The following is a 22,822-nucleotide window of genomic DNA, read 5'->3' as shown; positions in this document are numbered from 1 at the left end:
ACGGACGGGCCGCCGGGATCACCCGGCGGCCCGTTGCGGTGCGATCGATCAGAAGATGCTGACGCCGTAGCGGCTCAGCGCCTCGCCGACCGGCTGGAAGTAGGTCGTGCCGCCGGTGCGGCAGTTGCCGCTACCACCGGAGGTCAGGCCCAGGGCGATGGTGCCGCTGAACAGCGAGCCGCCGCTGTCGCCCGGCTCGGCGCAGACGTTGGTGCGGATGAGGCCGGAGACCGAGCCCTCGGCGTAGTTCACCGTGGCGTTGAGCGCGGAGACCGAGCCGCTGCGCAGGCCGGTGGTGCTGCCGGAGCGCTGCACCGACTGGCCGACGTAGGCGTTGCCGGCGGCGGTGATGTCCCGGAAGCTGCCGTTGTAGAGGGAGACGTTGCCGGCGGCGTTGGCGGAGTTGTTGTGCCGCACGATGCCGTAGTCGTTGCCGGGGAAGCTGGTGCCGGTGCGGCTGCCCAGCAGGCTGGTCTGGGCGGAGTTGCTGTACCAGCTGGCCGAGATGTTGGTGCAGTGCCCGGCGGTCAGGAAGTAGTAGGTGCTGCCGCTGCGGACGTTGAAGCCGAGCGAGCAGCGACCGCCGCCACCGGCGTAGATGGCCTGGCCGCCGGAGATCCGGGTGCCGAGCACGCCGGCCTCGGCCTCGATCCGGATCGCGCCGTTCATCCGCTCGGCGGCGGCCTTGACGCGCTCCAGCTTGGCGCCGGTGACGGTGCTGTCGACGGAGACGACGACCTGGTTGGTGGCCGGGTCGGTCCACCACGCGGTGCCGGGGATCTTGGCGGAGCGGTCCAGCTCCGAGGTGGCCCGGGCCAGCTCGCTGGCGCCGCGCTTGACGATCTTCGGGGTGGCGCCGGCGGCACTGACCTGCCGGGCGGCGAGCGCGTCGGTCACGGTGACGACCATCTTGCCGTTGGCGTCGGCGTACGTGCCGGCGGACCGGTCGCCGAGGCGCTCGGCCAGGCCGGCGGCGGCGTCGGGCGAAGCGAACGAGGGTGCGGCCTGGGCGGGCGCGCCGATCAGCGAGCCGGCGACCATGGCGCCGGCCGCGGCGACGACGGCGGCACGACGGAGCGAGGACCTCGTGGGTCGCATGCAACAACCTCCAGAAGGGGTGACGGACCCGCGCCGGGGCGACACGAGCCGGGAGCAGCCCTGCCGATCTGGGGGTACCGGCCGAGCACACTGAAGTATTCACATACTTGAGTTCGTATGCAAGACCCGGCTTTGTCCTTTTCGCCCCGGCTGCCGCGGTCATCGGCCCGAAACATCGTGGACACAGGCGTACGTCTATACGCTTCGCCTACCGTCCCACCATCCGGTACGCGCGACCCGGCGGCCCCCATGACGTCACCATGCTGATCGGCGCCGACGGCACCCGTCGCGGCCCTGGCCGATCCGCCCACCGACGGACGGTCAGCCGGCGCGGCGGCGCGCTCCGGGCCCCGGCCGCGGCACCACGTCGCGCGGCCGGTCGACCTCGTGCCCGCGCTCGCAGCGCAGCTCGACGCGGACCTCCGCGCCGCAGTCGCGGTGCGCGACCGTCAGCGGCGAGCCCTCCGGGTCGGCCAGGTAGCGGTCCCCCCAGCCGAGGACGGCGACCAGCACCGGCCACAGGTCGAGCCCCATCCCGGTCAGCCGGTACTCGTGGCGCTCCCGACTGCCGGGCTCCCGGTAGGGCTCGCGCCGCAGGACGCCGCGCTCCACCAGCATCGCCAGCCGGCTGGCCAGCACCTGCCGGGGCACGCCGGTGCGCACCCGCATGTCGTCGAAGCGGCGGACGCCGTTGAAGACCTCGCGCAGGACCACGAGGGTCCACCGCTCGCCGAGGATCTCCATCGCGCGGGCGATGGTGCAGTTCTCCACCGACCAGTCCAGTGCCGCGGGTCTCATGCGCTCCAGGCTAGGTCTGATTGACAGACTCAGCAACGCGCTGCGAGGCTGGGTCCATGACACAGACGCAGGATCCGGCGCGCAGCCGTACCTTCTCGTGGTCCGACCCGGGCATCAACGCCGCGCACGTCGGCCGGCGCGGCGGCCTGGAACTGCTCCGCGCGATGATCGCCGGCGAGCTGGCGGCGCCGCCCATCATGCACCTGGTCGACATGTCCCGGATGGAGGCCGACGAGGGGTGGGTGGCCGTCGAACTCGTCCCGCAGGAGTTCCACTACAACCCGCTGGGCACCGTGCACGGCGGGGTCATCTCCACCCTGCTGGACACCGCCGCGGCGTGCGCGGTGCACACCACCCTGCCGGCCGGGGTCGGCTACACCTCGCTGGACCTGAACGTGAAGTTTCTGCGCCCGGTCACCGTCGCGAGCGGCACGCTGCGCTGCGAGGGCACCGTCCTGCAGAGCGGTCGCCGCACGGCCCTGGCGGAGGCGAAGCTGCTCGACGCGAAGTCGCGCCTAATCGCCCACGCCACCTCCACCTGCCTCCTCTTCCCCCTGGACCCCCCGCCCACCGAGTAGTCGATCATGCAGTTGTGGTGCCGGGACACTGGCGGTTCGCGGCTTCCATCCCCCGCCACAACTGCGTGATCGACGAGGCTAGGGCGGCGGGGACGGGGGCGGGTCAGCGGGCGGCCAGGCGGGCGGCCCGGGCGTCGCGCTTCTCCTCGAAGCGGGTGGCGGCGCGGTCCAGGTCGTCGAGGTGCGTCGCGATCTGGTCGCGGGCGGTCTCGCCGTCGGCGTCGAGCCCCGTCACGTTGAAGACGTCCCACTGGCGCAGCACCGGCGCCACCACCTCGTCGCGGTGCTGGCGCAGGTCGTAGATGCCGGCCAGGGCGATCGCCACGGACTTGCGGGCGAAGCCGTCGATGCCGTTGCCGGGCATCTGGAAGTCGGCCACCACGTCGGCGACCGCCCGCATCGCCTGGCTCGGCGCCAGCTCGAAGGCGGCGGCCAGCAGGTTGCGGTAGAAGACCATGTGCAGGTTCTCGTCGGCCGCGACCCGGGCCAGCAGCGCCTCGCAGGCCGGGTCGCCGGTGACCCGACCCGTGTTGCGGTGCGAGATCCGGGTGGCCAGCTCCTGGAACGAGACGTACGCCAGGGAGTGCAGCACCTCGTCGTCGTGGACGTTGGCGTAGCCGGCGGACATGTGCGTCATGCGGGCCCGCTCCAGCGCCACCGGGTCCACCGCCCGGGTGACGGTGAGGTAGTCGCGGATGGCGGTGCCGTGCCGACCCTCCTCGGCGGTCCACCGGTGCACCCACGTGCCCCAGGCGCCGTCGCGGCCGAACAGGGTGGCGATCTCGTGGTGGTACGAGGGCAGGTTGTCCTCGGTCAGCAGGTTGACGATCAGCGCGGTACGGGCCACGTCGGGGATCGTCGAGTCGCTCTCCGCCCACGCCTCGCCGCCCAGCGGCCCGTCGAAGGTGCGCCCCTCGCTCCACGGCACGTACTCGTGCGGGAACCACTCCTTGGCGACGGCCAGGTGCCGGTCGAGGTTCTTCTCGACGACGGGTGCCAGTTCGAGGAGCAGGGCGGTCTGGCTGAGTGCGGTCACGACGATCTCCCTACGGTGGCGTAACTTACGCCACCGTAGGTCCGATCGCGCGTACGCGCCAGTAATGTCTCAGCTGACCAGCGGCCTGAGGTCCGCCCGGGGCGGCGTCCACTCCCCCGCCGCGGCGGCGGTCTGCTCGCCGGAACGGATGTCCTTCACCTCGTCGGCCGCGCCGTCCACCCCGGGGAACCAGACGTACGGGATGCCCCGCCGCTCGGCGTAGCGGATCTGCTTGCCGAACTTCGCCGCGCTCGGCGACACCTCGGTCGGCACGCCCCGCGAGCGCAGCGCCTCGGCCACCCGGTTGCTGGCGGCGCGCTGCTCCTCGCTGGTCACCGCGACCAGGACGCAGGTCGGCACGTCCCGCGACACCGACAGCGCGCCGGCGCCGAAGAGCAGCCCCAGCAGCCGGGTCACCCCGATCGAGATGCCGACGCCCGGGAAGCGGGTCGCGCCGGCGCTGGCCAGGTTGTCGTACCGGCCGCCGGAGCAGATCGAGCCGAACCGCTCGTAGCCGATCAGCTGGGTCTCGTAGACCGTGCCCGTGTAGTAGTCCAGGCCCCGGGCGATGCGCAGGTCGGCCACGCAGAGCCCCGGCGAGTGCGCGGCGGCCGTCTCCACCACCCGGACCAGCTCCTCGACCCCCTCGTCGAGCATCGGGTCGCTGACGCCCAGCGCGCGGACGGCGTCGGCGAAGGAGGCGTCCGGGGCGGAGATCTCCGCCAGCGACAGGACCGCCTTGGCCTGCGCCTCGCTCGCCCCGGCCGTCTGCGCCAGCAACTCGGCCACCCTCGCCGGACCGATCTTGTCGAGCTTGTCCACCGCGCGCAGGGCCGCCTCCGGGTCGGTCAGCCCGATGCCCCGGTAGAAGCCCTCGCAGATCTTGCGGTTGTTGACCTGGATGCGCACCGGCGGGATCGGCAGCGAGCGCAGCGCGTCGCCGATCACCAGCGGCATCTCCGCCTCGTGGTGCGGGGCGAGGGTGTCGCGGTCGACGATGTCGATGTCGGCCTGGAGGAACTCGCGGTAGCGCCCCTCCTGCGGCCGCTCGCCCCGCCAGACCTTCTGGATCTGGTAGCGGCGGAACGGGAACTGGAGCTTGCCGGCGTTCTCCAGCACGTAGCGGGCGAACGGCACGGTCAGGTCGAAGTGCAGGCCGAGCGCGTCGTCGCCGGTCGGGCCGTCGGCGTCGGCCTGGAGCCGCCGGATCAGGTAGACCTCCTTGGAGGTCTCCCCCTTGCGCAACAGCTGATCCAGCGGCTCCACCGCACGGGTCTCCAGCGGGGCGAAGCCGTACAGCTCGAAGGTGTCGCGGATCTTGTCGAGGACGTACTGCTCGATCATCCGCTGCGCGGGCGTCCACTCCGGGAAGCCGGAGATGGGCGTGGGCTTGCTCATGATGGCTCCGTTCACAGTCCCGCGCGCCGGCGCGGGCAAAGGCTCGGTGCGGCCTTCGCCGGCCGCGTGACAAAGCTCGTGCGGCCGGTCAGAGGCCGCGGGCGGGGGCCGCCGGTCGCGCGCCGCCACCCGCCACCTCGACGAGGTACGGGTTGGTCGCGCGCTCGCGGCCGATGGTGGTCGCGGGGCCGTGGCCGGGCAGCACGACGGTGTCGTCGGCCAGCGGGAGGATCTTGTCCCGGAGGCTGGTGACCATCCTCGTCATGCTGCCGCCCGGCAGGTCGGTGCGGCCGATGGAGCCGGCGAACAGCACGTCGCCCGAGAGGCAGAGCTGCTCCGCCTCCCACGACGAGCCGGCGGCCGGCAGTCGGAAGAGCACCGACCCGCCGGTATGGCCCGGGGCGTGGTCGACGGTGATCTCCAACCCGGCGAGGGCGAGCGTGGCGCCGTCGGTCAGCTCGGCGACGTCCTCCGGCTCGGTGTACGGCAGCCGCCCACCGAAGAGCGAGCGGAGCTCCGCCGACAGCCCCTTGGCCGGGTCGGCGAGCATCTCCCGGTCGCCGGGGTGCACGTACGCGGTGATGCCGCGCGCGCCGCAGACCGGCGCCACCGAGAACGTGTGGTCGAGGTGGCCGTGGGTGAGCAGGACGGCGGCCGGGTGCAGCCGATGCTCGGCCAGCAGGGCGTCGAGCCGGTCGAGCACCCCGATGCCGGGGTCGACCACCACGCACTGCTCCCCCGGCGCGGCGGCGACCACGTAGCAGTTGGTGCCGAAGGCGTCCGCGGGAAAGCCGGCCACGAGCACGTCCGCTCCCCTTCCGTCGAGTGGGTTGCCTGTCAGCAGCTTATCGGGCGGGGCGAGGAGGTTCTGCGCGTGCGTCCGGGGCGTTCCGGGTGGCGCCGATCGTGCCCGTTTCGGGCATCGCGTCCGGCGACGATCGCGTGCGTCCCGTGGGCTCCGCCGGGCGCAGTGACGCGTCCCGATAAACCCGGCCCGGACCTCGTACACCACTTTCCCAGTCGGTAGCCGTACACTCTGGCGGGCGTGTGGCGTGGCGCACCCGCCGCCGAACGGGCGCAGGACGCCCGACCACCGGTGACGACCAGGGTAGAGGAAGGGGAGCACGGGTGGCTTCCAGCAGGGACCGGCAGCGCAAACTGGCGCGTGCCAAGCTCGACCGGCAACTCGCCCGCCGGGCCTCGGCCGTCAAGCGTCGTCGGCAGATCCAGGCCGGCGTCGGCGTCGCCGTCGTCCTCGCGCTGATCGTGGGCGGCTCGGCGTGGGCGCTGGGCGCCTTCGACGACGAGCCGAAGGAGAACACGGCCGAGGACGTCTGCCTGTGGACGCCGCAGGACGCCACCGCGAACACCAACCTCAAGGACGTCGGCACCCCGGCCACCGAAGGGCTGCCCACCGACGGCGTACGTCCGATGACGGTCACCACCAACCAGGGTGCGCCGATCACCGTCGAGCTGGACCTGGCCGGCGCCCCGTGCGCGGCGGCGAGCATCGCCCACCTGTCCAGCCGGTCGTTCTACGACAACACCAAGTGCCACGAGATCACCGCCGAGGGCGCGGTGCGCTGCGGCGACCCGAGCGGCACCGGGCTCGGCGGCCCCACCTACTCGTTCTACGACGAGAACGTGCCCACCGCGCCGTCACCGTCGGCCAGCCCCTCCGCCGGCCAGCCCGCGACGTACCCGAAGGGCACGGTCGCGATGATCGCCAACCCGCCGGGCGCCAACGGCAGCCAGTTCCTGATGTTCTTCAAGGACTTCACCACGGCCGACCCGAAGTATCCGATCATCGGCCGGGTCACCGGTGGGATCGACGTGGTGGCGAAGATCGGTGCCAAGCCGACCGTGGACAATGGGACGGGGGCCAAGGTCAAGCCCAAGGACGACGACGTGGTCGTGCAGAGCCTGACCGTCGGCGAGCCCGTGGCGCAGGCGACCTCGGCACCGACGCCGCCCGCTTCGGGCGCTCCGGCGGCCAGCCCGAGCGCCGGCTGACCCGGCCGCCCCACCAATCGCAGCGGCACCGACCGCGCCACCCGACAGCCCAGGAGGATCCAGGCGTGACGTCCACCAGAGAGCGGCAGCGCGCGGCGGCGCGCGCCCGGCTCGAGAAGGAGATGGCCGAGCGCGCGGCCAGGGCCCGCAAGCGCCGGCAGACCCAGGCGATCGTGGGGGCCGCCTCGGTCCTGGTCCTCGTCGTCGCCGGCACGGTCTGGCTCGTCACCACCCTCGGCGGAGACGACGACAAGACCGACACCGCAGGCCCGGGTGCCGGCAACGTGCAGTGCGCCTGGACCGAGATCCCCACCGACCAGCGGTCCCCGCAGATCAAGGACGTCGGGGTGCCGGCCGTGCAGCAGTCGGCCACGGGCACCCAGACGATGACGATCGACACCAACCTGGGCCCGATCACCGCCACGATCGACCGGTCGGCGGTGCCCTGCACCGCGGGCAGCTTCACCCACCTGGCGGAGAAGAACTTCTTCGACAACAGCAAGTGCCACCGGCTGGTGACCGAGGGCATCAAGGTGCTCCAGTGCGGTGACCCCGGCGCGACGGGCAAGGGCTGGCGCGAGACCGACGGCACCGGCGGCCCGAGCTACCGGCTCGCCGAGGAGAACCTGCCCACCGACAAGCGGCCCCCGTACCCGGAGGGCGTGATCGCGATGGCCAACTCGGGCCAGCCGGGCAGCACGGGCAGCCAGTTCTTCATCGTCTACGGCGACTCGCCGCTGGACCCGAACTACACCGTCCTGGGCACCATCACCGGCGGCATGGACCTCGTGAAGCAGGTCGCGGCGGCGGGCGACGACAAGGCGTTCGCGAAGCAGGCCGGTGGCGGCCACCCGAAGAAGGAAGTCACCATCAACAAGCTCACCATGAGCGCCCCCCAGGGCTGACCCGCACCCCAGCCGTACGACGAGCGCCCGCCGGCCCCGCCGGCGGGCGCTCGTCCGTCCCACCCGCACACCAGCGCCCCGGCTCGGTCGGTGCCGGGCCGGGGCGCGGGTGTGCGAGGGGTTGGCGGGGTCAGGCGCCGGAGGTGACGCGGTACGCGTCGAAGACGCCGTCCACCTTGCGGACCGCCGCCAGCAGGTGGCCCAGGTGCTTCGGGTCCGCCATCTCGAAGCTGAACCGGCTCACCGCCACCCGGTCGCGGGTGGTGGTGACCGTCGCGGAGAGGATGTTCACCCGCTCCTCGGAGAGCACCCGGGTCACGTCGGCGAGCAGCTTGTGCCGGTCCAGCGCCTCGACCTGGATGGCGACCAGGAACGTGGACGCCGAGGTGAGCTTCCAACTCACCTCGACCACCCGCTCGGCCTGCGCCCGCAGGTCCTCGGCGTTGGCGCAGTCGTCGCGGTGCACGCTCACGCCGCCGGAGCGGGTGACGAAGCCGAAGACCGAGTCCGGCGGCACCGGCGTGCAGCAGCGCGCCAGCTTGATCCACACGTCGCTGACCCCGCGTACGACCACGCCCGGGTCGGCGCTGCTCTGCCGGCTGCGGGGCGGACGGGTGGCGACGGCGGTCTCGGCGATGTCCTCCGCCGCGCCCTCCTCGCCGCCGTACGCGGCCATCAGCTTCTGCACCACCGACTGGGCGGAGACCTGGCTGTCGCCGACAGCGGCGTAGAGGGAGGCCACGTCGGCCAGGTGCAGGTCCCGGGCGATCGCCATCAGCGCGTCGGAGGTGAGCATCCGCTGCAACGGCATGCCCTGCTTGCGCATCGCCTTGACGATCGCGTCCTTGCCGGCCTCGATCGCCTCCTCGCGCCGCTCCTTGTTGAAGTACTGCCGGATCTTCGTGCGGGCGCGCGGGCTCTTGACGAAGCCCAGCCAGTCCTGCGTCGGGCCGGCCGTGTCGGACTTCGAGGTGAAGATCTCGATCACGTCGCCGTTGGACAGCGTCGATTCGAGGGGCACCAGCTTGCCGTTGACCCGCGCCCCGATGCACTTGTGGCCCACCTCGGTGTGCACCGCGTACGCGAAGTCCACCGGCGTGGAGCCGGTCGGCAGCGGGATGACGTCACCCTTCGGGGTGAAGACGTACACCTCCTGGCTGGACAGGTCGAAGCGCAGCGCGTCGAGGAACTCGCTCGGGTCGGCCGCCTCCCGCTGCCAGTCCAGCAGCTGGCGCAGCCAGGTCATCTCGTCGATGTGCGCGGGCGGGCCGACGATCTGGGTGCCCTTGTGCTCCTTGTACTTCCAGTGCGCGGCGATGCCGAACTCGGCGGTGCGGTGCATCGCGTACGTGCGGATCTGCATCTCCACCGGCTTGCCGGTGGGCCCGATGACCGTCGTGTGCAGCGACTGGTACATGTTGAACTTGGGCATGGCGATGTAGTCCTTGAACCGGCCCGGCACCGGCTGCCAGTTGGCGTGGATCACGCCCAGCGCCGCGTAGCAGTCGCGCACCGTGTCGACCAGGATCCGCACCCCGACCAGGTCGTAGATGTCGTTGAAGTCGCGACCCCGCACGATCATCTTCTGGTAGATCGAGTAGAGGTGCTTCGGCCGCCCGGTGGTCTCCGCCTTGATCTTGGCGGCCTTCAGGTCGGTCTGCACCTTCTGGGTGACCTGGCGCAGCAGCGCCTCGCGCTGCGGCTGGTGCTCCCCGATGAGGCGGTTGATCTCCTCGTAGCGCTTCGGGAAGAGCGTGCCGAAGGCCAGGTCCTCCAGCTCCCACTTGATCGTGTTCATACCCAGCCGGTGGGCCAGCGGGGCCAGGATCTCCAGCGTCTCCTTCGCCTTCTGCTCCTGCTTCGGGCGGGGCAGGAAGGTGAGGGTACGCATGTTGTGCAGCCGGTCGGCCAGCTTGATCACCAGCACCCGCGGGTCCTTGGCCATCGCGACGACCATCTTGCGGATCGTCTCGGCCTTGGCCGCGTCGCCCAGCTTGACCTTGTCGAGCTTGGTGACCCCGTCGACCAGCAGCGCCACTTCGCCGCCGAAGTCGGCCCGCATCTGGTCGAGGGTGTATTCCGTGTCCTCGATCGTGTCGTGCAGGAGCGCGGCGACCAGGGTGGTGGTGTCCATGCCCAGGTTGGCCAGGATCGTGGCGACCGCGAGCGGGTGGGTGATGTAGGGGTCGCCGGACTTGCGGTACTGCCCGGAGTGCCAGCGGGCCGCCGTGTCGAAGGCGCGCTGGAGCAGCCGCGCGTCCGCCTTGGGGTGGGCGTCCCGGTGGGTCGAGATCAGCGGCTCCAGCACCTCGCTGACCTGCGAGGACTGCCAGGGCGCGTTGAACCGGGCCAGCCGCGCCCGGACCCGGCGGCCGGTGGGCGCGGTGGAGAGCGCAAAACCGGCGCTCGGCATGTGGTCGCCGACGACGTCGGCGGGGAACGGAAGCAGGACCCCCTCGGTCGCCGCGCCCGCGCCGCCGGCCGTGGCCGCCGGCGTGTCGGGGCGTACGGGCTCGGCCGGGACGGTCACGCCGGGGCCCGCCTCCGGGGCCTGCGCGTCACCGTTGGTTGCGGTCGCCGAGCCGTCCGCGTCGCCTGTCGGGTACACCGTGCCCTCCACCGGAGGGGCGACATCGTGGGACACCGGCCTCCTCACCGCTCGCCGGGAAGTCACCGACCGTGCGCCGGCCGGCCTGGTCTCGCGCTGCCCGGACGGGTCCCGCCCGGTCAGCAAAGGGCAATGCTACCCGCACGCACGGTGCCCCGCCGCTCCGCCGGACGGTCCCCACCGGGTCCGCCCGACGGTCGGCGGGGTCAAACGGTCAACAGGGCATGCACCGGGCGCGGGGCCAGCCGCTCCCGGCCGCCGAGGAAGGCGAGCTCCAGCAGGACGGTGAAGCCGGCCACGGTCCCGCCGGCCCGCTCCACCAGGTCCAGCGTCGCCTCGGCGGTGCCGCCGGTGGCCAGCACGTCGTCGACCACCAGCACCCGGTGCCCGGCCGTGAAGGCGTCCTCGTGCACCTCCAGCGTGGCCTCGCCGTACTCCAGGGCGTAGGAGGCCGAGTAGGCCGGACGGGGCAGCTTGCCGGCCTTGCGCACCGGCACGACGCCGACCCCGGTCGCGTACGCGATGGCGGCAGCGACCACGAACCCGCGCGCCTCGATGCCGACGACGACGTCGAACGACTCCCGCCCGTGGTACGCGACGATCCCGTCGATCACCTGACGGAACGTGTCGCCGTCGGCGAACAGCGGCATCAGGTCCTTGAACATGACGCCGGGCTTCGGGAAGTCGGGCACGTCGAGCACCCGGCTGGCGACCAGCGCGGCGGTGGCCGGGCCGCTGTCTCCCCGTACCCCGGTGCTGTGGGTCTCCGTCACGGCAGTTCCGCTCCCCTTCACGACGACGGCGTCCTGCATGCTGCTCGCACAGCATGAAGGACGCCGTCGGATCGGTTCCTACCGGGTCAGCCCGGCCCGGCTCAGCGCCGCTTGCCGCCACCCGGCCGGTTGCCACCGCCGCCAGCGGGTCGGCCGCTCCGGGCGCCGGTCGGCCGCTTCCCGGCCGGTCGGGCGCCCACCCGCGGCGCCGCGCCGGCCAGCGCGGCCGACTCCGGGTCGACCGGCTCGTCGTCGGAGTCGTCGGTACGCGGGGCGGTGCCCTTGCCGGTGACCTCGCCACGGGCGATCGCGCCCCGGCGGGCCAGCACCCGCTTGTTGTGCGCCTGGATGCGCGGGTCGTAGTTCTTGAGCAGCACCAGCAGCGGCGTGGCCAGCAGGATCGAGGTCAGGAACGCCACCGCCATACCGACGAAGAGCACCAGGCCGAGGTCCTTCAGGGTGCCCGCGCCGAGCAGGCCGGCACCGATGAAGAGCAGACCACCGACCGGCAGCAGCGCGACCACCGACGTGTTCAGCGACCGCATGAGGCTCTGGTTGATCGCCAGGTTGGCCGCCTCGCCGTACGTCTGGTTGTTGTTCGCGGTGATGCCGCGCGTGTTCTCCTGCACCTTGTCGAAGACCACCACCACGTCGTAGAGCGCGAAGCCCAGAATCGTGAGGAAGCCGATGACCGTCGACGGGGTGACCTCGAAGCCGACAAGCGAGTAGATACCGGCGGTGAGGATCAGGTTCATGATCAGCGAGGAGACCGCGGCGACCGCCATCCGCCACTCGAAGCGCAGGATCAGGTAGATCATCACCACCGCGATGAAGATGACCAGACCGAGCAGCGCCCGGGAGGTGACCTGGCTGCCCCACGCCTCGCTGACCTGGTTGCCGCTGATGGTGGCGGCGTCGATGCCGAACTCGTCGGCGATCTCGTCCTTGACGGCGTTGGCCTGCTCGGTGTCGAGCTGGGTGGTCCGCACCTCGTAGAAGTCGCCCCCGGTGCCGCCGACCTTCTGGGTGGTGACGACCTTGGCGTCGCCGCCGGCCGCGGCCAGGGCGTCCTGGACCTTCAGCTCGGTCTGCTCCAGGGTGCCGACGCTCGCCGGGATCTGGAAAGAGTTGCCGCCGGCGAACTCGATGCCGAGGCTGAAGCCGCGCAGCCCGAAGCTGAGCAGCGACAGCAGGATCAGCACGAGCGCGACGCCGAACCAGAGCTTGCGCCGGCCGATGATGTCGAGGCCGGCCTCGCCGCGGTAGAGGCGGCTCGCGAGACCACTCTTTGCCATCTCAGGCCTCCTTCACGCGCGGGTTGCGGGGCTTGGCCGGCTCGGCCGTCCGCGGCGGGAGCGCCCGGCCGAGACCGCTGACCCGCGGGGACAGGAACGCGGAGGTGCGGGCGAACATCGTCATGATCGGGTGCCGGAAGAGGAAGACCACGACCAGGTCCAGCACCGTGGCCAGGCCGAGGGCGAAGGCGAAGCCCTTCACCGTGCCGACCGAGACCACGTAGAGCACCACCGCCGACATCAACGTGATCGCGTTGGCCGAGATGATCGTGCGGCGGGCCCGGATCCAGGCACGCGGCACCGCGCTGCGCGGGCTGCGCCCCTCCCGGATCTCGTCCTTGAGCCGCTCGAAGTAGATGACGAACGAGTCCGCCGCCACACCTAGTGACACGATCATGCCGGCGATGCCGGCGAGGGTGAGGGTGAACCCGATCTGCCGGCCGAGCACCACCAGCGCGCCGAAGACCAGCAGCGCCGACAGGACCAGGCTCAGGAAGATGACGGAGCCGAGCAGGCGGTAGTAGAAGAACGAGTAGATGATGACCAGCAGCATGCCGATGCCCGCCGCGAGCAGACCGGCCCGCAGGTGGCTGGCGCCCAGGGTGGCGGTGACGTTCTGCTGCTCCTGCGCCTCGAAGGTCACCGGCAGCGCGCCGTAGCGCAGCTGGCCGGCCAGGGCGCTGGCGTCGCGCTGGTTGAAGTTGCCGGTGATCTGCGAGTTGCCCGTCAGCACGCCCTGGATCTCGGGCGAGGAGACGATCTCGTTGTCGAGCACGACGGCGACGCGGCACTTGCCGTCCTGGCCGAGGGCGGTGGCGTCGCAGGCCTGGCCCTCGTTGTTGAACGCCTCGCGGGTCAGGTTGGTCCACTTGTCCTGGCCGGGGCCGGAGAAGTCGAGGCTGACGACCCACTGGCTGGTCTGGTCCAGCACCGCGCTGGCGCCCTCGACGTCGGTGCCCAGCACCTTCGCCTGGTCGAGCAGGTACTTCGCGGCGCCGTCCTCGCAGGCCACCGCCTGCTGGTTGGCGGCCGAGATCGACGCCGGCGGGCGCTTGTCGAGCTGGGCGCAGCTGATCTGCGGCACGTTGAACTGCATCGTCGCCGGCAGCACCGCGACCTCGCGCGGGTCGAGAGCCGCGAACGGCTTGAGCTTCTCCGCCAGCGACGGGTCGGCGGCCAGGTCGGCCGGGGCCTGGAGGCCGCTGGCGGCCGCCCAGGCGGCGGCGCCGACCTTCTGCTCGACGGCCTTGCGCTGGTCCTCGATGCTCTGCGGCACGGGCTCGGCGCTGGCGCTCGGCGTCGGGGTGGCGGCGCCGGCCGAGGGGGTGGCGCTCGGCGCGGCCGACGCGCTGGCGCTCGGGGCCGGGGCCATGCCGCCCTGGCCGCCGCTGGGCGACGCGGTCGCCTTCGGCGCGGCGCTGCCCGACGGGGCGGCGCTGCCCGAAGGCTTCGCGCTGCCCGACGGGGCCGGGGCCGCGCTGCCCGAGGGGGCCGGGGTGGCGGCGGGCGGCGGGGCGGTGGCCGCGCCGCTGCCGTCGGCGGCCTTGAGCACCTTGCGGAAGCGCAGCTCGGCGGCGCTGCCCACCTCGGTCAGGTCGCGGTTCTCACCGGGCAGGGAGATCACGATGTTGCGGTTGCCCTCGGTGACCACCTCGGCCTCGGCGACGCCGAAGGCGTTGACGCGGCTCTCGATGATCTGGCGGGCCTCTTCGAGGTTCTCCGCCGTCGGGGCCTGGCCACCGATGCTGTTGGTCGCCTCCAGCGTCAGCCGGGTGCCGCCGACGAGGTCCAGGCCGAGCTTGGGCTCGAGCCTGTCCTTCAAGCCGCCGCTGGCGCCGCCCGCGAAGAACACCAAAAGATAGAGGACGACGAAGATGAGCCCGAGCACGGCCAGTTGCCGTCCGGGCCGCATCTGTCCCTGAGGTGGTGCCACGGCTGTCCTGTCTCCCTGTACGGTCGCGCCGCTGGTGCGGCGGGTGTCGGCCGGTCCGGCCGGCGGGTCCGACGGGCCGGCGTCGGAGGGCGGCATCCGGCTCCGGGCTCGGCGCGGGGGCGCCGGGCGGAACGGGACGAGCCGACTTCCGGCGTCGGGCCCAACTATCCAGTTTTCACGTCGCCTCCGCTGCCCCGTCGGGGAAAGTCGTCACCGGAGTCCGGCGACCACCACCCCGCGCGGGGCGGGAGCGACCGTCACTCCTTGACGACGTCCGCGTCCTCGGCGACCGGCTCGTCGGCCGGGCGCTCCGCCTGGCTGACGACCCGGGCGATGGCCGGACGGGCGTAGCGGGTCTGCACACCGGGCGCGACCTCGAGCAGGACGGTGTCGTCGTCCACGCCGGTGACCGTGCCGTAGAGGCCACCGATGGTGACCACCTCGTCGCCGGGCGCGAGGGCGGACTGCATGGACTCCGCCTCACGGCGGCGCTTCTGCTGGGGGCGGATCATCATGAAGTACATGACGCCGAAGAGCAGAGCGATCATGAGGATCGGCGTCAGGCTGCCGGCACCCCCGCCGCCCTCTGCTGCGTAAAGCACAGTGAAAGACCTTCCCATTGGCCCCCGGCCCGGCGCGGGCGCGCCGGAGCGGAAGCGGATTCTCACGTCCTGTACAGACCGGCGCGAGTCTAATCCCTGCACCTGGGAACGCCGAATGCGGCACAGATCACGTTCACATCACGGCTGATCGGCATCCGTCGAGAACAGATCGGGCGTCACAGGAGCATTCGCGCCAAATGTACCATTCGGCGGCGTACGGCCCAGATGCCGCCAGGCGGCCTCCGTGGCGACCCGGCCGCGCGGCGTACGGGCCAGCAGGCCGGCCCGGACCAGGAACGGCTCGCAGACCTCCTCCACCGTGTCCGGCTGCTCACCCACCGCCACGGCCAGCGTGGACAGGCCGACCGGCCCGCCCCGGAACGAGTCGACGAGCGCGGTCAGCACCGCCCGGTCCAGCCGGTCCAGGCCCAGTGCGTCGACGTCGTACACCGTGAGGGCGGCCCGGGCGGTCTCCAGGGTGACCACCCCGTCGGCCCGGACCTCGGCGAAGTCGCGGACCCGGCGCAGCAGCCGGTTGGCGATGCGCGGCGTGCCCCGGGAGCGGCCGGCGACCTCGGCGGCGCCGTCGTCGGTGATCGGCACGCCGAGGATCCGGGCCGAACGGCGCAGCAGCACCTCCAGGTCGGCCGGCGAGTAGAAGTCGAGGTGCGCGACGAAGCCGAACCGGTCGCGCATCGGCCCGGTGAGCAGGCCGGAGCGGGTGGTCGCGCCGACCAGGGTGAACGGCTCGACGTCCAGCGGGATCGCCGTCGCGCCCGGACCCTTGCCGACGATCACGTCGACCCGGAAGTCCTCCATCGCGCTGTAGAGCAACTCCTCGGCCGGCTTGGCGATCCGGTGGATCTCGTCGATGAAGAGCACGTCGCCCTCGGCGAGGCTGGTCAGGATCGCCGCCAGGTCGCCGGAGCGCTCGATCGCCGGGCCGCTGGTCACCCGGATGCCCGAGCCCAGCTCGGCGGCGACGATGTTGGCCAGGGTGGTCTTACCCAAGCCGGGCGGGCCCGACAGGAGGATGTGGTCGGGCGGGGAGCCGCGCCGCATCGCGCCCTGGAGCAGCAGGTCGAGCTGGTCGCGGACCCGGTGCTGGGCGATGAACTCCTCCAGCCGCTTCGGCCGGACCGTGGCCTCCGCGTCGAGGTCGGCATCGTGCACGTAGGCGGAGACCAGCCCGCCGTCGGAGCCCGTCACCGGGTGCGGCCCAGCAGCCGGATGGCCTGCTTGAGCAGGACCGGCACCGGCGGCACGTCACCGTCGATGGTCTCCGCGACGGCGGCCACCGCCTGGTCGGCCTGCCCGGCCGTCCAGCCGAGCCCGACCAGCGCCTGCCGGACCTGCTCGGGCCAGGCGCCGCCGGTGACCCCGGCCGCGCCGTCGGCGCCGACCGGCACCGGGCCGACGCGGTCGCGCAGCTCCAGGACCAGGCGCTCCGCGCCCTTCTTGCCGATGCCGGGCACCCGGGTCAGCGCGGCGGTGTCGGCGTTGGCGATCGCCTTGCGCACCGCGTCGGGGGTGTGCACGGCGAGCACCGCCTGGGCCAGCCGGGGGCCCACGCCGCTGGCGGTCTGGAGCAGCTCGAACAACTGCTTGGCGTCGTCGTCGGCGAAGCCGTAGAGGGTGAGCGAATCCTCCCGGACGACCAGGCTGGTGGCCAGCCGGGCGGGCTGGCCGATGCGCAGGTCGGCGAGGGTGCCCGGGGCGCACTGCACCGCCAGGCCCACCCCGCCGACCTCCACCACGGCGTGATCCGGACCGGTCGCGGTCACCACCCCGCGCACGCTGGCGATCATCTGGCTCCTCCTCGTCGTACCCGGTCGGCCGCGGCGGCCAGCTTGGAACGCGTCCCGCCGCGCCACACGTGACAGATGGCCAGGGCCAGGGCGTCGGCGGCGTCCGCCGGCCTCGGCGGCTCGGCCAGCCGCAGCAGCCGGGTGACCATCGCGGTCATCTGCGCCTTGTCGGCCTGGCCGGAACCGGTCACGGCCGCCTTCACCTCACTGGGCGTGTAGGTCTGCACGGGCAGCCCGGCGCGGGCGCCGGCGAGCACGGCGATCCCGCTGGCCTGGGCGGTGCCCATCACGGTGCGGACGTTGTGCTGGCTGAAGACCCGCTCGACGGCGACGCTGTCGGGCCGGTGCTCGGCGACCAGATCGGTGAGCGAACGGTCCAGGTGCAGCAGGCGCAGCGCCAGATCGTCGTCCGGATCGGTGTGGACGACGTAGTAGGCGATCAGCGTGCAGGGGCGCCCCGGCACACCCTCGACCACGCCGACCCCGCACCGGGTCAGCCCCGGGTCGACGCCCAGCACCCGCACGCCGCCTCCTCCCCCAGCCGCCAACGAGACCCCAGCCGCCAGCAGTACGTGTGTTCGACACCCTACCGAGCCGGGCGACACCCCGCCGCCGGGGACACGCCGGGCGCGCCGACACGCCGCCGGGGCGCGCGGCGGCCACACATGCCGGGCGATGAGTATGTGTCGCCGGCCCATGTGCGCCCGGACACACAGCTCGTAACTTCATGCGCCATGACGGCAGAACCCGTGGCGGTCCCCCACGTCGTACACGTCGACCTCGCTGGTCGTACCGCCCTGGTGACCGGGGGCGGGAGCGGCATCGGCCGGGCCTGCGCCCTGCGGCTGGGCGCCGCCGGCGCGGAGGTCCTGGTGGTGGACCGCAACATTGAGGCGGCCAAGGCGGTGGCGGCGGAGGCCGGCGGGCGGGCCGAGGGCGTGGACCTGGCCGACCCGGACGCGGTGGACCGCCTCGACGCCGACGTGGACATCGTGGTGAACAACGCGGGCCTGCAGCACGTGGCGCCGGTGCAGGAGTTCTCCGCGGAGCGCTTCGCCCACCTGCACCGGGTGATGGTCGAGGCGCCGTTCCTGATCATCCGTCGGGCACTGCCGCACATGTACGCCAGGGGCTGGGGGCGGATCGTGAACATCTCCTCGGTGCACGGGCTGCGCGCCTCGCCGTACAAGTCGGCATACGTCTCCGCCAAGCACGCGCTGGAGGGGCTGTCGAAGGTGGTCGCGCTGGAGGGCGCCCCGCACGGCGTGACCGCCAACTGCATCAACCCGGCGTACGTGCGCACCGCGCTGGTGGAGAGCCAGATCGCCGACCAGGCCGCCAGCCACGGCATCCCCGAGAGCGAGGTGGTCGAGAAGATCATGTTGGCGCGGGCGGCGATCAAGCGGCTGATCGAGCCGGAGGAGGTGTCCGAACTCGTGGCGTACCTCTGCTCGCCGCCGGCGGCGTTCATCACGGGCGCGTCCATCGCGCTCGACGGGGGCTGGACGGCGAACTAGTGGCAAGCCGCACAATGTCGGTCATGTCGTCACCGGTGGAGTTCCTGGAGCTGCTCGCCCGCGAGGCCGCCGCGGTGGAGTTCGAGGGGCCGCTCATCGCCGCGCGCGCCGCCGGGCTGCCGCCCGCGCGGCTCGCCGAGCTGGAGCAGGCCAAGACGGTGGCGCTGCGGGTCCGCGCGCTGCTGGAACGCCGCCGCCGCCGGGAGGTCGAGCTCTCCGGGCTGTACGACACGGTCAGCGACCTGGCCGGCCTGCGCGACCTGGACGACGTGCTGCGCGCGATCGTGCACCGGGCGCGCAACCTGCTCGGCGCGGACGTGGCCTACATGACCCTCGACGACGAGGAGCGCGGCGACACGTACATGCGGGTCACCGACGGTTCGGTTTCCGCCCGCTTCCAGCAGCTGCGCCTGCCGATGGGCGCGGGCCTCGGCGGCCTGGTGGCCCAGTCCGGCGCCCCGTACGTCACCGCGAACTACCCGGAGGACGACCGCTTCCACCACACCGGCGAGATCGACGCCGGCGTGGGCGAGGAGGGCCTGGTGGCCATCCTCGGGGTGCCGCTGCGGCTCGGCTCGACCTCGATCGGGGTGCTCTACGCGGCCAACCGCTCGGCCCGGCCGTTCGTCCGGGAGGAGGTGGCGCTGCTGGTCTCCCTCGCCGCGCACGCGGCGGTGGCGATCGACACCGCGCGGCTGCTCGCGGAGACGCAGGCGGCGCTGGAGGAGCTGTCGACGGCCAACACCACCATCCGGGCGCACAGCAGCTCCGTGGAGCGGGCGGCGGCGGCGCACGACCGGATGACCGCGCTGGTGCTGCGCGGCGGCGGCGTGGAGGACGTCGCCGCGGCGGTCACCGACGTGCTCGGCGGGGCGCTGCTGGCGCTCGACGCGGAGGGCCGGCTGCTGGCCCGGGTCGGCGAGATCGAGGAGCCGGACCGGGCGGACATGGTGGAGGCGGTGGCCGCGTCGCGTACGGAGGGCCGCAGCGTGCGCCGGGGCCGGCTCTGGTATGCCGCCGTGGTGGCCGGGGCGGAGAACATGGGCGCGCTGGTGCTGCGCCCCGACGACGAGCTGGTCGACGCCGACCAGCGGATCCTGGAGCGGGCGTCGCTGGTGACGGCGCTGCTGCTGCTGTTCCGGCGTACCGTCGCCGAGGCGGAGGGGCGGGTCCGGGGCGAGCTGCTCGACGACTTGATCGCCCGGCCGCTGCGGGACACGGACGCGCTGCGCAGCCGGGCCCGCCGGCTCGGGGTGGACCTGGATGCCCCGCACGTGCTCGTGGCGGTCGGCGACGACGCCATCGCCGCCACCGGCTCGGCCCGGCAGCGGGTGCTCTCCTGGGCCACCACGTACGCCTCGACCCGGGGCGGGCTGGCCGCCGCCCGCGACGGACGGGTGGTGCTGATGCTGCCCGGGCAGGACGCGGGCGGCAGCGCCCGGGCGGTGGCCCGGGACCTGTCCCGGGTGACCGGCCGGCCGGTGACCGCCGGGTCGAGCGGCCCGTCGACGGGGCCGGCGTCGCTGGCCGCGACGTTCGCCGAGGCGGAGCGGTGCCTGACCGCGCTGGGTGCGTTGGGCCGCTCGGGGCAGGGGGCGAGCACGGCGGAGCTGGGCTTCGTCGGGCTGCTGCTGGGCGCGGTCGGCGACGGGGGCGACAAGGACGTCAACCGGTTCCTGACCGCCACCGTCGGGCCGGTCGTCGACTACGACGCCCGGCGGGGCACCGCGCTGGTGCGGACCCTGGAGGCGTACTTCGGGGTGGGCGGCAGCCTCGCCCGGGCCGCCGAGCTGCTGCACGTGCACGTCAACACGGTCACCCAGCGGCTGGAGCGGGTCGGGCAGCTGCTCGGCGCGGACTGGCAGAAGCCGGAGCGGGCGCTGGAGGTGCAGCTGGCCCTGCGCCTGCACCGCCTGCGTACGCCCGCCGCCTGACGGCCGTCCGAGCCCCCGCCGCCCTGACCGCCGGCCTCACGGTCAGCGGGCGCGGATGCCGTCCAGGACGCCGTCGACGATGCGCTGCGGCAAGGTCGCCTCGTCGAGGTCGGGGTGCCAGCGCATGACGCGCTGCACCAGCATCGGGCCGGTCAGCATCGCCATGACCACCTCGACGTCGAGATCCGCGCGCAGCTCGCCGGAGCGCATCCCGCGCCGCAGCACCTCGCGCATCATCTCCCGCCGCGGCTCGATGATGTTCTGGTAGAGCTGGTACTGCTCGGGGCTGCGGTTGACCTCCGGCACCAGGCAGGGCATGATCCGCGCCGCCCGCGGGTCGATGTGGTTGCCGACCGCGCCGACCAGCAGGATCAGGTCGTCACGGACCGATTGGCCGGCGGGCTCCGGCGGGGTGCCCTTGAGCGTACGCAGGGCGTCGCGCAGCAGCGCGTCCTTGCCCGGCCAGCGACGGTAGATGGTGGCCTTGCCGACCCCGGCGCGGGCGGCGATCGCCTCGATCGAGATCGCCTCGATCGTGCTGCCGTCGGCGAGCAGGTCGAGGGCGGCCTCGACGATCGCCTCGTCCGCGCGGACGCTCCTCGGCCGCCCGGGCGGCCGAGGAGCGTCGGCGGTGGAAGTCATGTCGGACATTGTTCCCGAAGCTAGGCGGTCCCGGCCAACTCGGGTTCCCCCACCGGTGCCGGCCTCCCCGCCGCCTCGGCGGAGCGGCCGGGCATCCAGCGCAGCACCACGAGGATGCCGAGCGCGGCGATCGCGGCGGCGAGACCCGCCGCCCAGTGCATCGCGGCCAGGAAGGCGTCGTCGGCGACCGCGATCAGCTGCGGCGCCGCCGGCCCGAGCTGACCCGCTGCGGCGTACGCGCCGGAGATGGACTCGCCGGCCGCCTCGCGCGCCCCGGCGGGCAGGTCCCGCAGGGCGGGGTCGACGTCGGCGCGGTAGACCGCGGAGAGCACCGACCCGAGCACCGCCACGCCGAGCGCGCCGGCCACCTGCCGGACCGTGTTGCTGACCGCCGAGCCGACGCCGGCCTTCTCCCGGGGCAGCGCGGACATGATGGACTCCGTGGCCGGCGGCATGATGTTGGCCATCCCGGTGCCCTGGAGGAAGAAGACGACAAGCACCACCCAGATCGGGGTGGTCGCGTCGACGAACGCGAACGCGCCGAGCGCGACCACGGTCAGCGCCAGCCCGACCGCCGCGACGGCCTTGCCGCCGTACCGGCGGACCATCGCCGCGCTGGCCGGGGCGAAGATGAGCTGGGCCGCCGCGAAGGGCAGGAAGAGCAGGCCGGTCTCCAGCGGGCTGTAGCCGCGCACCAGTTGCAGGTAGAACGAGGTGAAGAACATGACGCCCATCGCGGCGAAGAAGATCAGCCCGACGATGGCCACCGGCGCGGCGAAGCGCGGCACCCGGAACAGCCGCACGTCCAGCGACGGGTGGTCGCTGCGCCGCTCGTACGCGACGAACCAGGCCAGCACCGCCAGGCCGCCCAGGATCGCGACCCAGACCAGCGGGCGGCCGAAGCCGTGCTCGCCGCCGTCGATGATGCCGTAGGTCAACGCGACGAGCCCCACCACCGACAGCAGCACGCCGACGACGTCGACGCGGCCCGGATCCGGGTCCCGCGACTCCGGCACGAGCAGCGCCACCAGCACCACGCCGAGCACCACCACCGGCACGTTGATCAGGAAGACCGAGCCCCACCAGTAGTGCTCCAGCAGCGCACCGCCGAGGATCGGGCCGATGGCCACGGCCAGGCCGACCGCGCCGGCCCAGACGCCGATCGCCCGGCCCCGCTCCCGGGGATCGAAGACGTTGGAGATGATCGAGAGCGTGACCGGCATGATGGCCGCGCCACCCACGCCCATCAGCGCGCGGGCCGCGACGAGTTGCGCGGGGCTCTGCGCGTACGCCGACAGCAGCGACGCCAGCCCGAAGAGCACCAGGCCGATCAGCAGGAAGCGCTTACGCCCGGCGCGGTCACCGAGCACGCCGAAGGTGAACAGCAGGCCGGCGAAGACCAGCGTGTAGGAGTTGATCGACCACTCCAGCTCGGCCTGACTCGCGCCGAGGCCGTGCACCGGGTCGGCGAGGGTCCGCAGCGCGACGTTGAGGATCGTGTTGTCCAGGACGACCACGAGCAGGCTGATCACCAGCACCCCGAGGATCGCCCACCTCCTCGGGTGTCCCGTGTGCTCGTGCGGTGGCATCTTCGCGTTCTCCCCCCGGACCCCGTTTCGATACGGGCCAGACTCGTAATTCGGCGGTGTCAGCGTAGGCGGGCGATTATCGATACGGAACCGGTTCGTATCTTATGTGGCGGCGGTCACTCGTGTCCTCTTTCCGGGTGCTGCTTCGGCGGGCTCGGGGGTGGGTTGGGGGCTGGGGCCTTGGGTGTTTGGGGCCTTGGGTGGTTATGGGCGTGGCGGTGCGTCGTGGTGGGGTGTGGCCCGCCGTGCCCGGCTCCGGGCGGTCAGGCTTGATCCCTGCGCCGGGCATGGCGGG

At 72.8% G+C, this 22,822-nt stretch carries 20 protein-coding genes; 5 read left to right on the top strand and 15 right to left on the bottom strand.

Going from position 1 to position 22,822, the window contains the following annotated elements; translation table 11 throughout:
* Positions 1–48: 48 nt before the first annotated feature.
* A complete protein-coding gene (locus ABZ573_RS22995) occupies positions 49–1,098 on the bottom strand; it encodes a S1 family peptidase (protein ID WP_358120776.1) in 1,050 nt (349 codons plus the stop codon).
* A gap of 321 nt (positions 1,099–1,419) precedes the next feature.
* Positions 1,420–1,896 (bottom strand): helix-turn-helix domain-containing protein, encoded by a 477-nt coding sequence (locus ABZ573_RS22990; RefSeq protein ID WP_151457541.1) that lies wholly within the window; start codon positions 1,894–1,896, stop codon positions 1,420–1,422.
* Positions 1,897–1,952: 56 nt separating this feature from the next.
* On the opposite strand from ABZ573_RS22990, the gene ABZ573_RS22985 reads away from it, so the two are divergent.
* Entirely contained in the window at positions 1,953–2,474 is a 522-nt protein-coding gene (locus tag ABZ573_RS22985) for a PaaI family thioesterase (protein ID WP_327027717.1), read from the top strand.
* A gap of 103 nt (positions 2,475–2,577) precedes the next feature.
* Here ABZ573_RS22985 and ABZ573_RS22980 read toward each other — a convergent pair whose 3' ends face one another.
* From ABZ573_RS22980 to ABZ573_RS22970, 3 genes are all read right to left on the bottom strand, one after another.
* Entirely contained in the window at positions 2,578–3,510 is a 933-nt protein-coding gene (locus tag ABZ573_RS22980; protein ID WP_151456495.1) for an acyl-ACP desaturase, read from the bottom strand.
* Between the two features lie 69 nt (positions 3,511–3,579).
* Complete coding sequence (hisS, locus tag ABZ573_RS22975) at positions 3,580–4,908, bottom strand: histidine--tRNA ligase (RefSeq protein WP_358120772.1); 1,329 nt, start codon at positions 4,906–4,908, stop codon at positions 3,580–3,582.
* 88 nt (positions 4,909–4,996) lie between these two features.
* Entirely contained in the window at positions 4,997–5,713 is a 717-nt protein-coding gene (locus tag ABZ573_RS22970; protein WP_327027715.1) for an MBL fold metallo-hydrolase, read from the bottom strand.
* 323 nt (positions 5,714–6,036) lie between these two features.
* Here ABZ573_RS22970 and ABZ573_RS22965 point away from each other — a divergent pair, with 323 nt between their 5' ends.
* Positions 6,037–6,921: a peptidylprolyl isomerase gene (locus ABZ573_RS22965; protein ID WP_358120767.1), complete on the top strand. Its 885-nt coding sequence runs from the start codon at positions 6,037–6,039 to the stop codon at positions 6,919–6,921.
* A gap of 65 nt (positions 6,922–6,986) precedes the next feature.
* Entirely contained in the window at positions 6,987–7,826 is an 840-nt protein-coding gene (locus tag ABZ573_RS22960) for a peptidylprolyl isomerase (RefSeq protein ID WP_151456491.1), read from the top strand.
* Between the two features lie 130 nt (positions 7,827–7,956).
* Here the strand turns inward: ABZ573_RS22960 and ABZ573_RS22955 are convergent, their stop codons facing one another.
* The 8 genes from ABZ573_RS22955 to ruvC all read right to left on the bottom strand — a co-directional run bounded on the left by ABZ573_RS22955 (position 7,957) and on the right by ruvC (position 17,369).
* On the bottom strand, positions 7,957–10,446 hold the full coding sequence (locus ABZ573_RS22955) for a bifunctional (p)ppGpp synthetase/guanosine-3',5'-bis(diphosphate) 3'-pyrophosphohydrolase (protein WP_192581526.1): 2,490 nt from the start codon (positions 10,444–10,446) through the stop codon (positions 7,957–7,959).
* A 194-nt stretch (positions 10,447–10,640) separates the two neighbouring features.
* Positions 10,641–11,207, bottom strand: coding sequence for an adenine phosphoribosyltransferase (locus ABZ573_RS22950; protein ID WP_151456489.1), 567 nt, complete (start codon positions 11,205–11,207; stop codon positions 10,641–10,643).
* Positions 11,208–11,308: 101 nt separating this feature from the next.
* Positions 11,309–12,502 carry a protein translocase subunit SecF gene (secF, locus tag ABZ573_RS22945; RefSeq protein ID WP_151456488.1) on the bottom strand — a complete coding sequence of 398 codons (1,194 nt, stop codon included), beginning with the start codon at positions 12,500–12,502 and terminating at the stop codon, positions 11,309–11,311.
* Position 12,503: 1 nt separating this feature from the next.
* Positions 12,504–14,435: a protein translocase subunit SecD gene (gene secD, locus ABZ573_RS22940; RefSeq protein WP_327027713.1), complete on the bottom strand. Its 1,932-nt coding sequence runs from the start codon at positions 14,433–14,435 to the stop codon at positions 12,504–12,506.
* A gap of 257 nt (positions 14,436–14,692) precedes the next feature.
* Positions 14,693–15,037, bottom strand: a complete 345-nt coding sequence (gene yajC / locus ABZ573_RS22935) for a preprotein translocase subunit YajC (RefSeq protein ID WP_192581554.1) — start codon at positions 15,035–15,037, stop codon at positions 14,693–14,695.
* 138 nt (positions 15,038–15,175) lie between these two features.
* Positions 15,176–16,246, bottom strand: a complete 1,071-nt coding sequence (ruvB, locus tag ABZ573_RS22930; RefSeq protein WP_327027711.1) for a Holliday junction branch migration DNA helicase RuvB — start codon at positions 16,244–16,246, stop codon at positions 15,176–15,178.
* On the bottom strand, positions 16,243–16,845 hold the full coding sequence (gene ruvA, locus ABZ573_RS22925; protein WP_151456909.1) for a Holliday junction branch migration protein RuvA: 603 nt from the start codon (positions 16,843–16,845) through the stop codon (positions 16,243–16,245). The genes ruvB and ruvA overlap by 4 nt, the downstream gene beginning before the upstream one ends.
* Entirely contained in the window at positions 16,842–17,369 is a 528-nt protein-coding gene (gene ruvC / locus ABZ573_RS22920; protein ID WP_132240119.1) for a crossover junction endodeoxyribonuclease RuvC, read from the bottom strand. The genes ruvA and ruvC overlap by 4 nt, the downstream gene beginning before the upstream one ends.
* 210 nt (positions 17,370–17,579) lie before the next feature.
* Here ruvC and ABZ573_RS22915 point away from each other — a divergent pair, with 210 nt between their 5' ends.
* On the top strand, positions 17,580–18,362 hold the full coding sequence (locus ABZ573_RS22915) for a 3-hydroxybutyrate dehydrogenase (RefSeq protein WP_311413841.1): 783 nt from the start codon (positions 17,580–17,582) through the stop codon (positions 18,360–18,362).
* Positions 18,363–18,376: 14 nt separating this feature from the next.
* Complete coding sequence (locus ABZ573_RS22910; protein WP_151456913.1) at positions 18,377–20,296, top strand: helix-turn-helix domain-containing protein; 1,920 nt, start codon at positions 18,377–18,379, stop codon at positions 20,294–20,296.
* Positions 20,297–20,338: 42 nt separating this feature from the next.
* Here ABZ573_RS22910 and ABZ573_RS22905 read toward each other — a convergent pair whose 3' ends face one another.
* Positions 20,339–20,947: a TetR/AcrR family transcriptional regulator gene (locus tag ABZ573_RS22905; protein WP_151456911.1), complete on the bottom strand. Its 609-nt coding sequence runs from the start codon at positions 20,945–20,947 to the stop codon at positions 20,339–20,341.
* A gap of 11 nt (positions 20,948–20,958) precedes the next feature.
* Positions 20,959–22,527, bottom strand: a complete 1,569-nt coding sequence (locus tag ABZ573_RS22900) for an MFS transporter (protein WP_151456912.1) — start codon at positions 22,525–22,527, stop codon at positions 20,959–20,961.
* Between the last annotated feature and the right edge of the window lie 295 nt (positions 22,528–22,822).

The organism is Micromonospora sp. NPDC007220 (genome assembly GCF_040634035.1).
Lineage (GTDB): Bacteria > Actinomycetota > Actinomycetes > Mycobacteriales > Micromonosporaceae > Micromonospora > Micromonospora reichwaldensis.
Note: the sequence above shows the minus strand (reverse complement) of the source record. Positions and strands in the feature narration are given on the sequence as shown.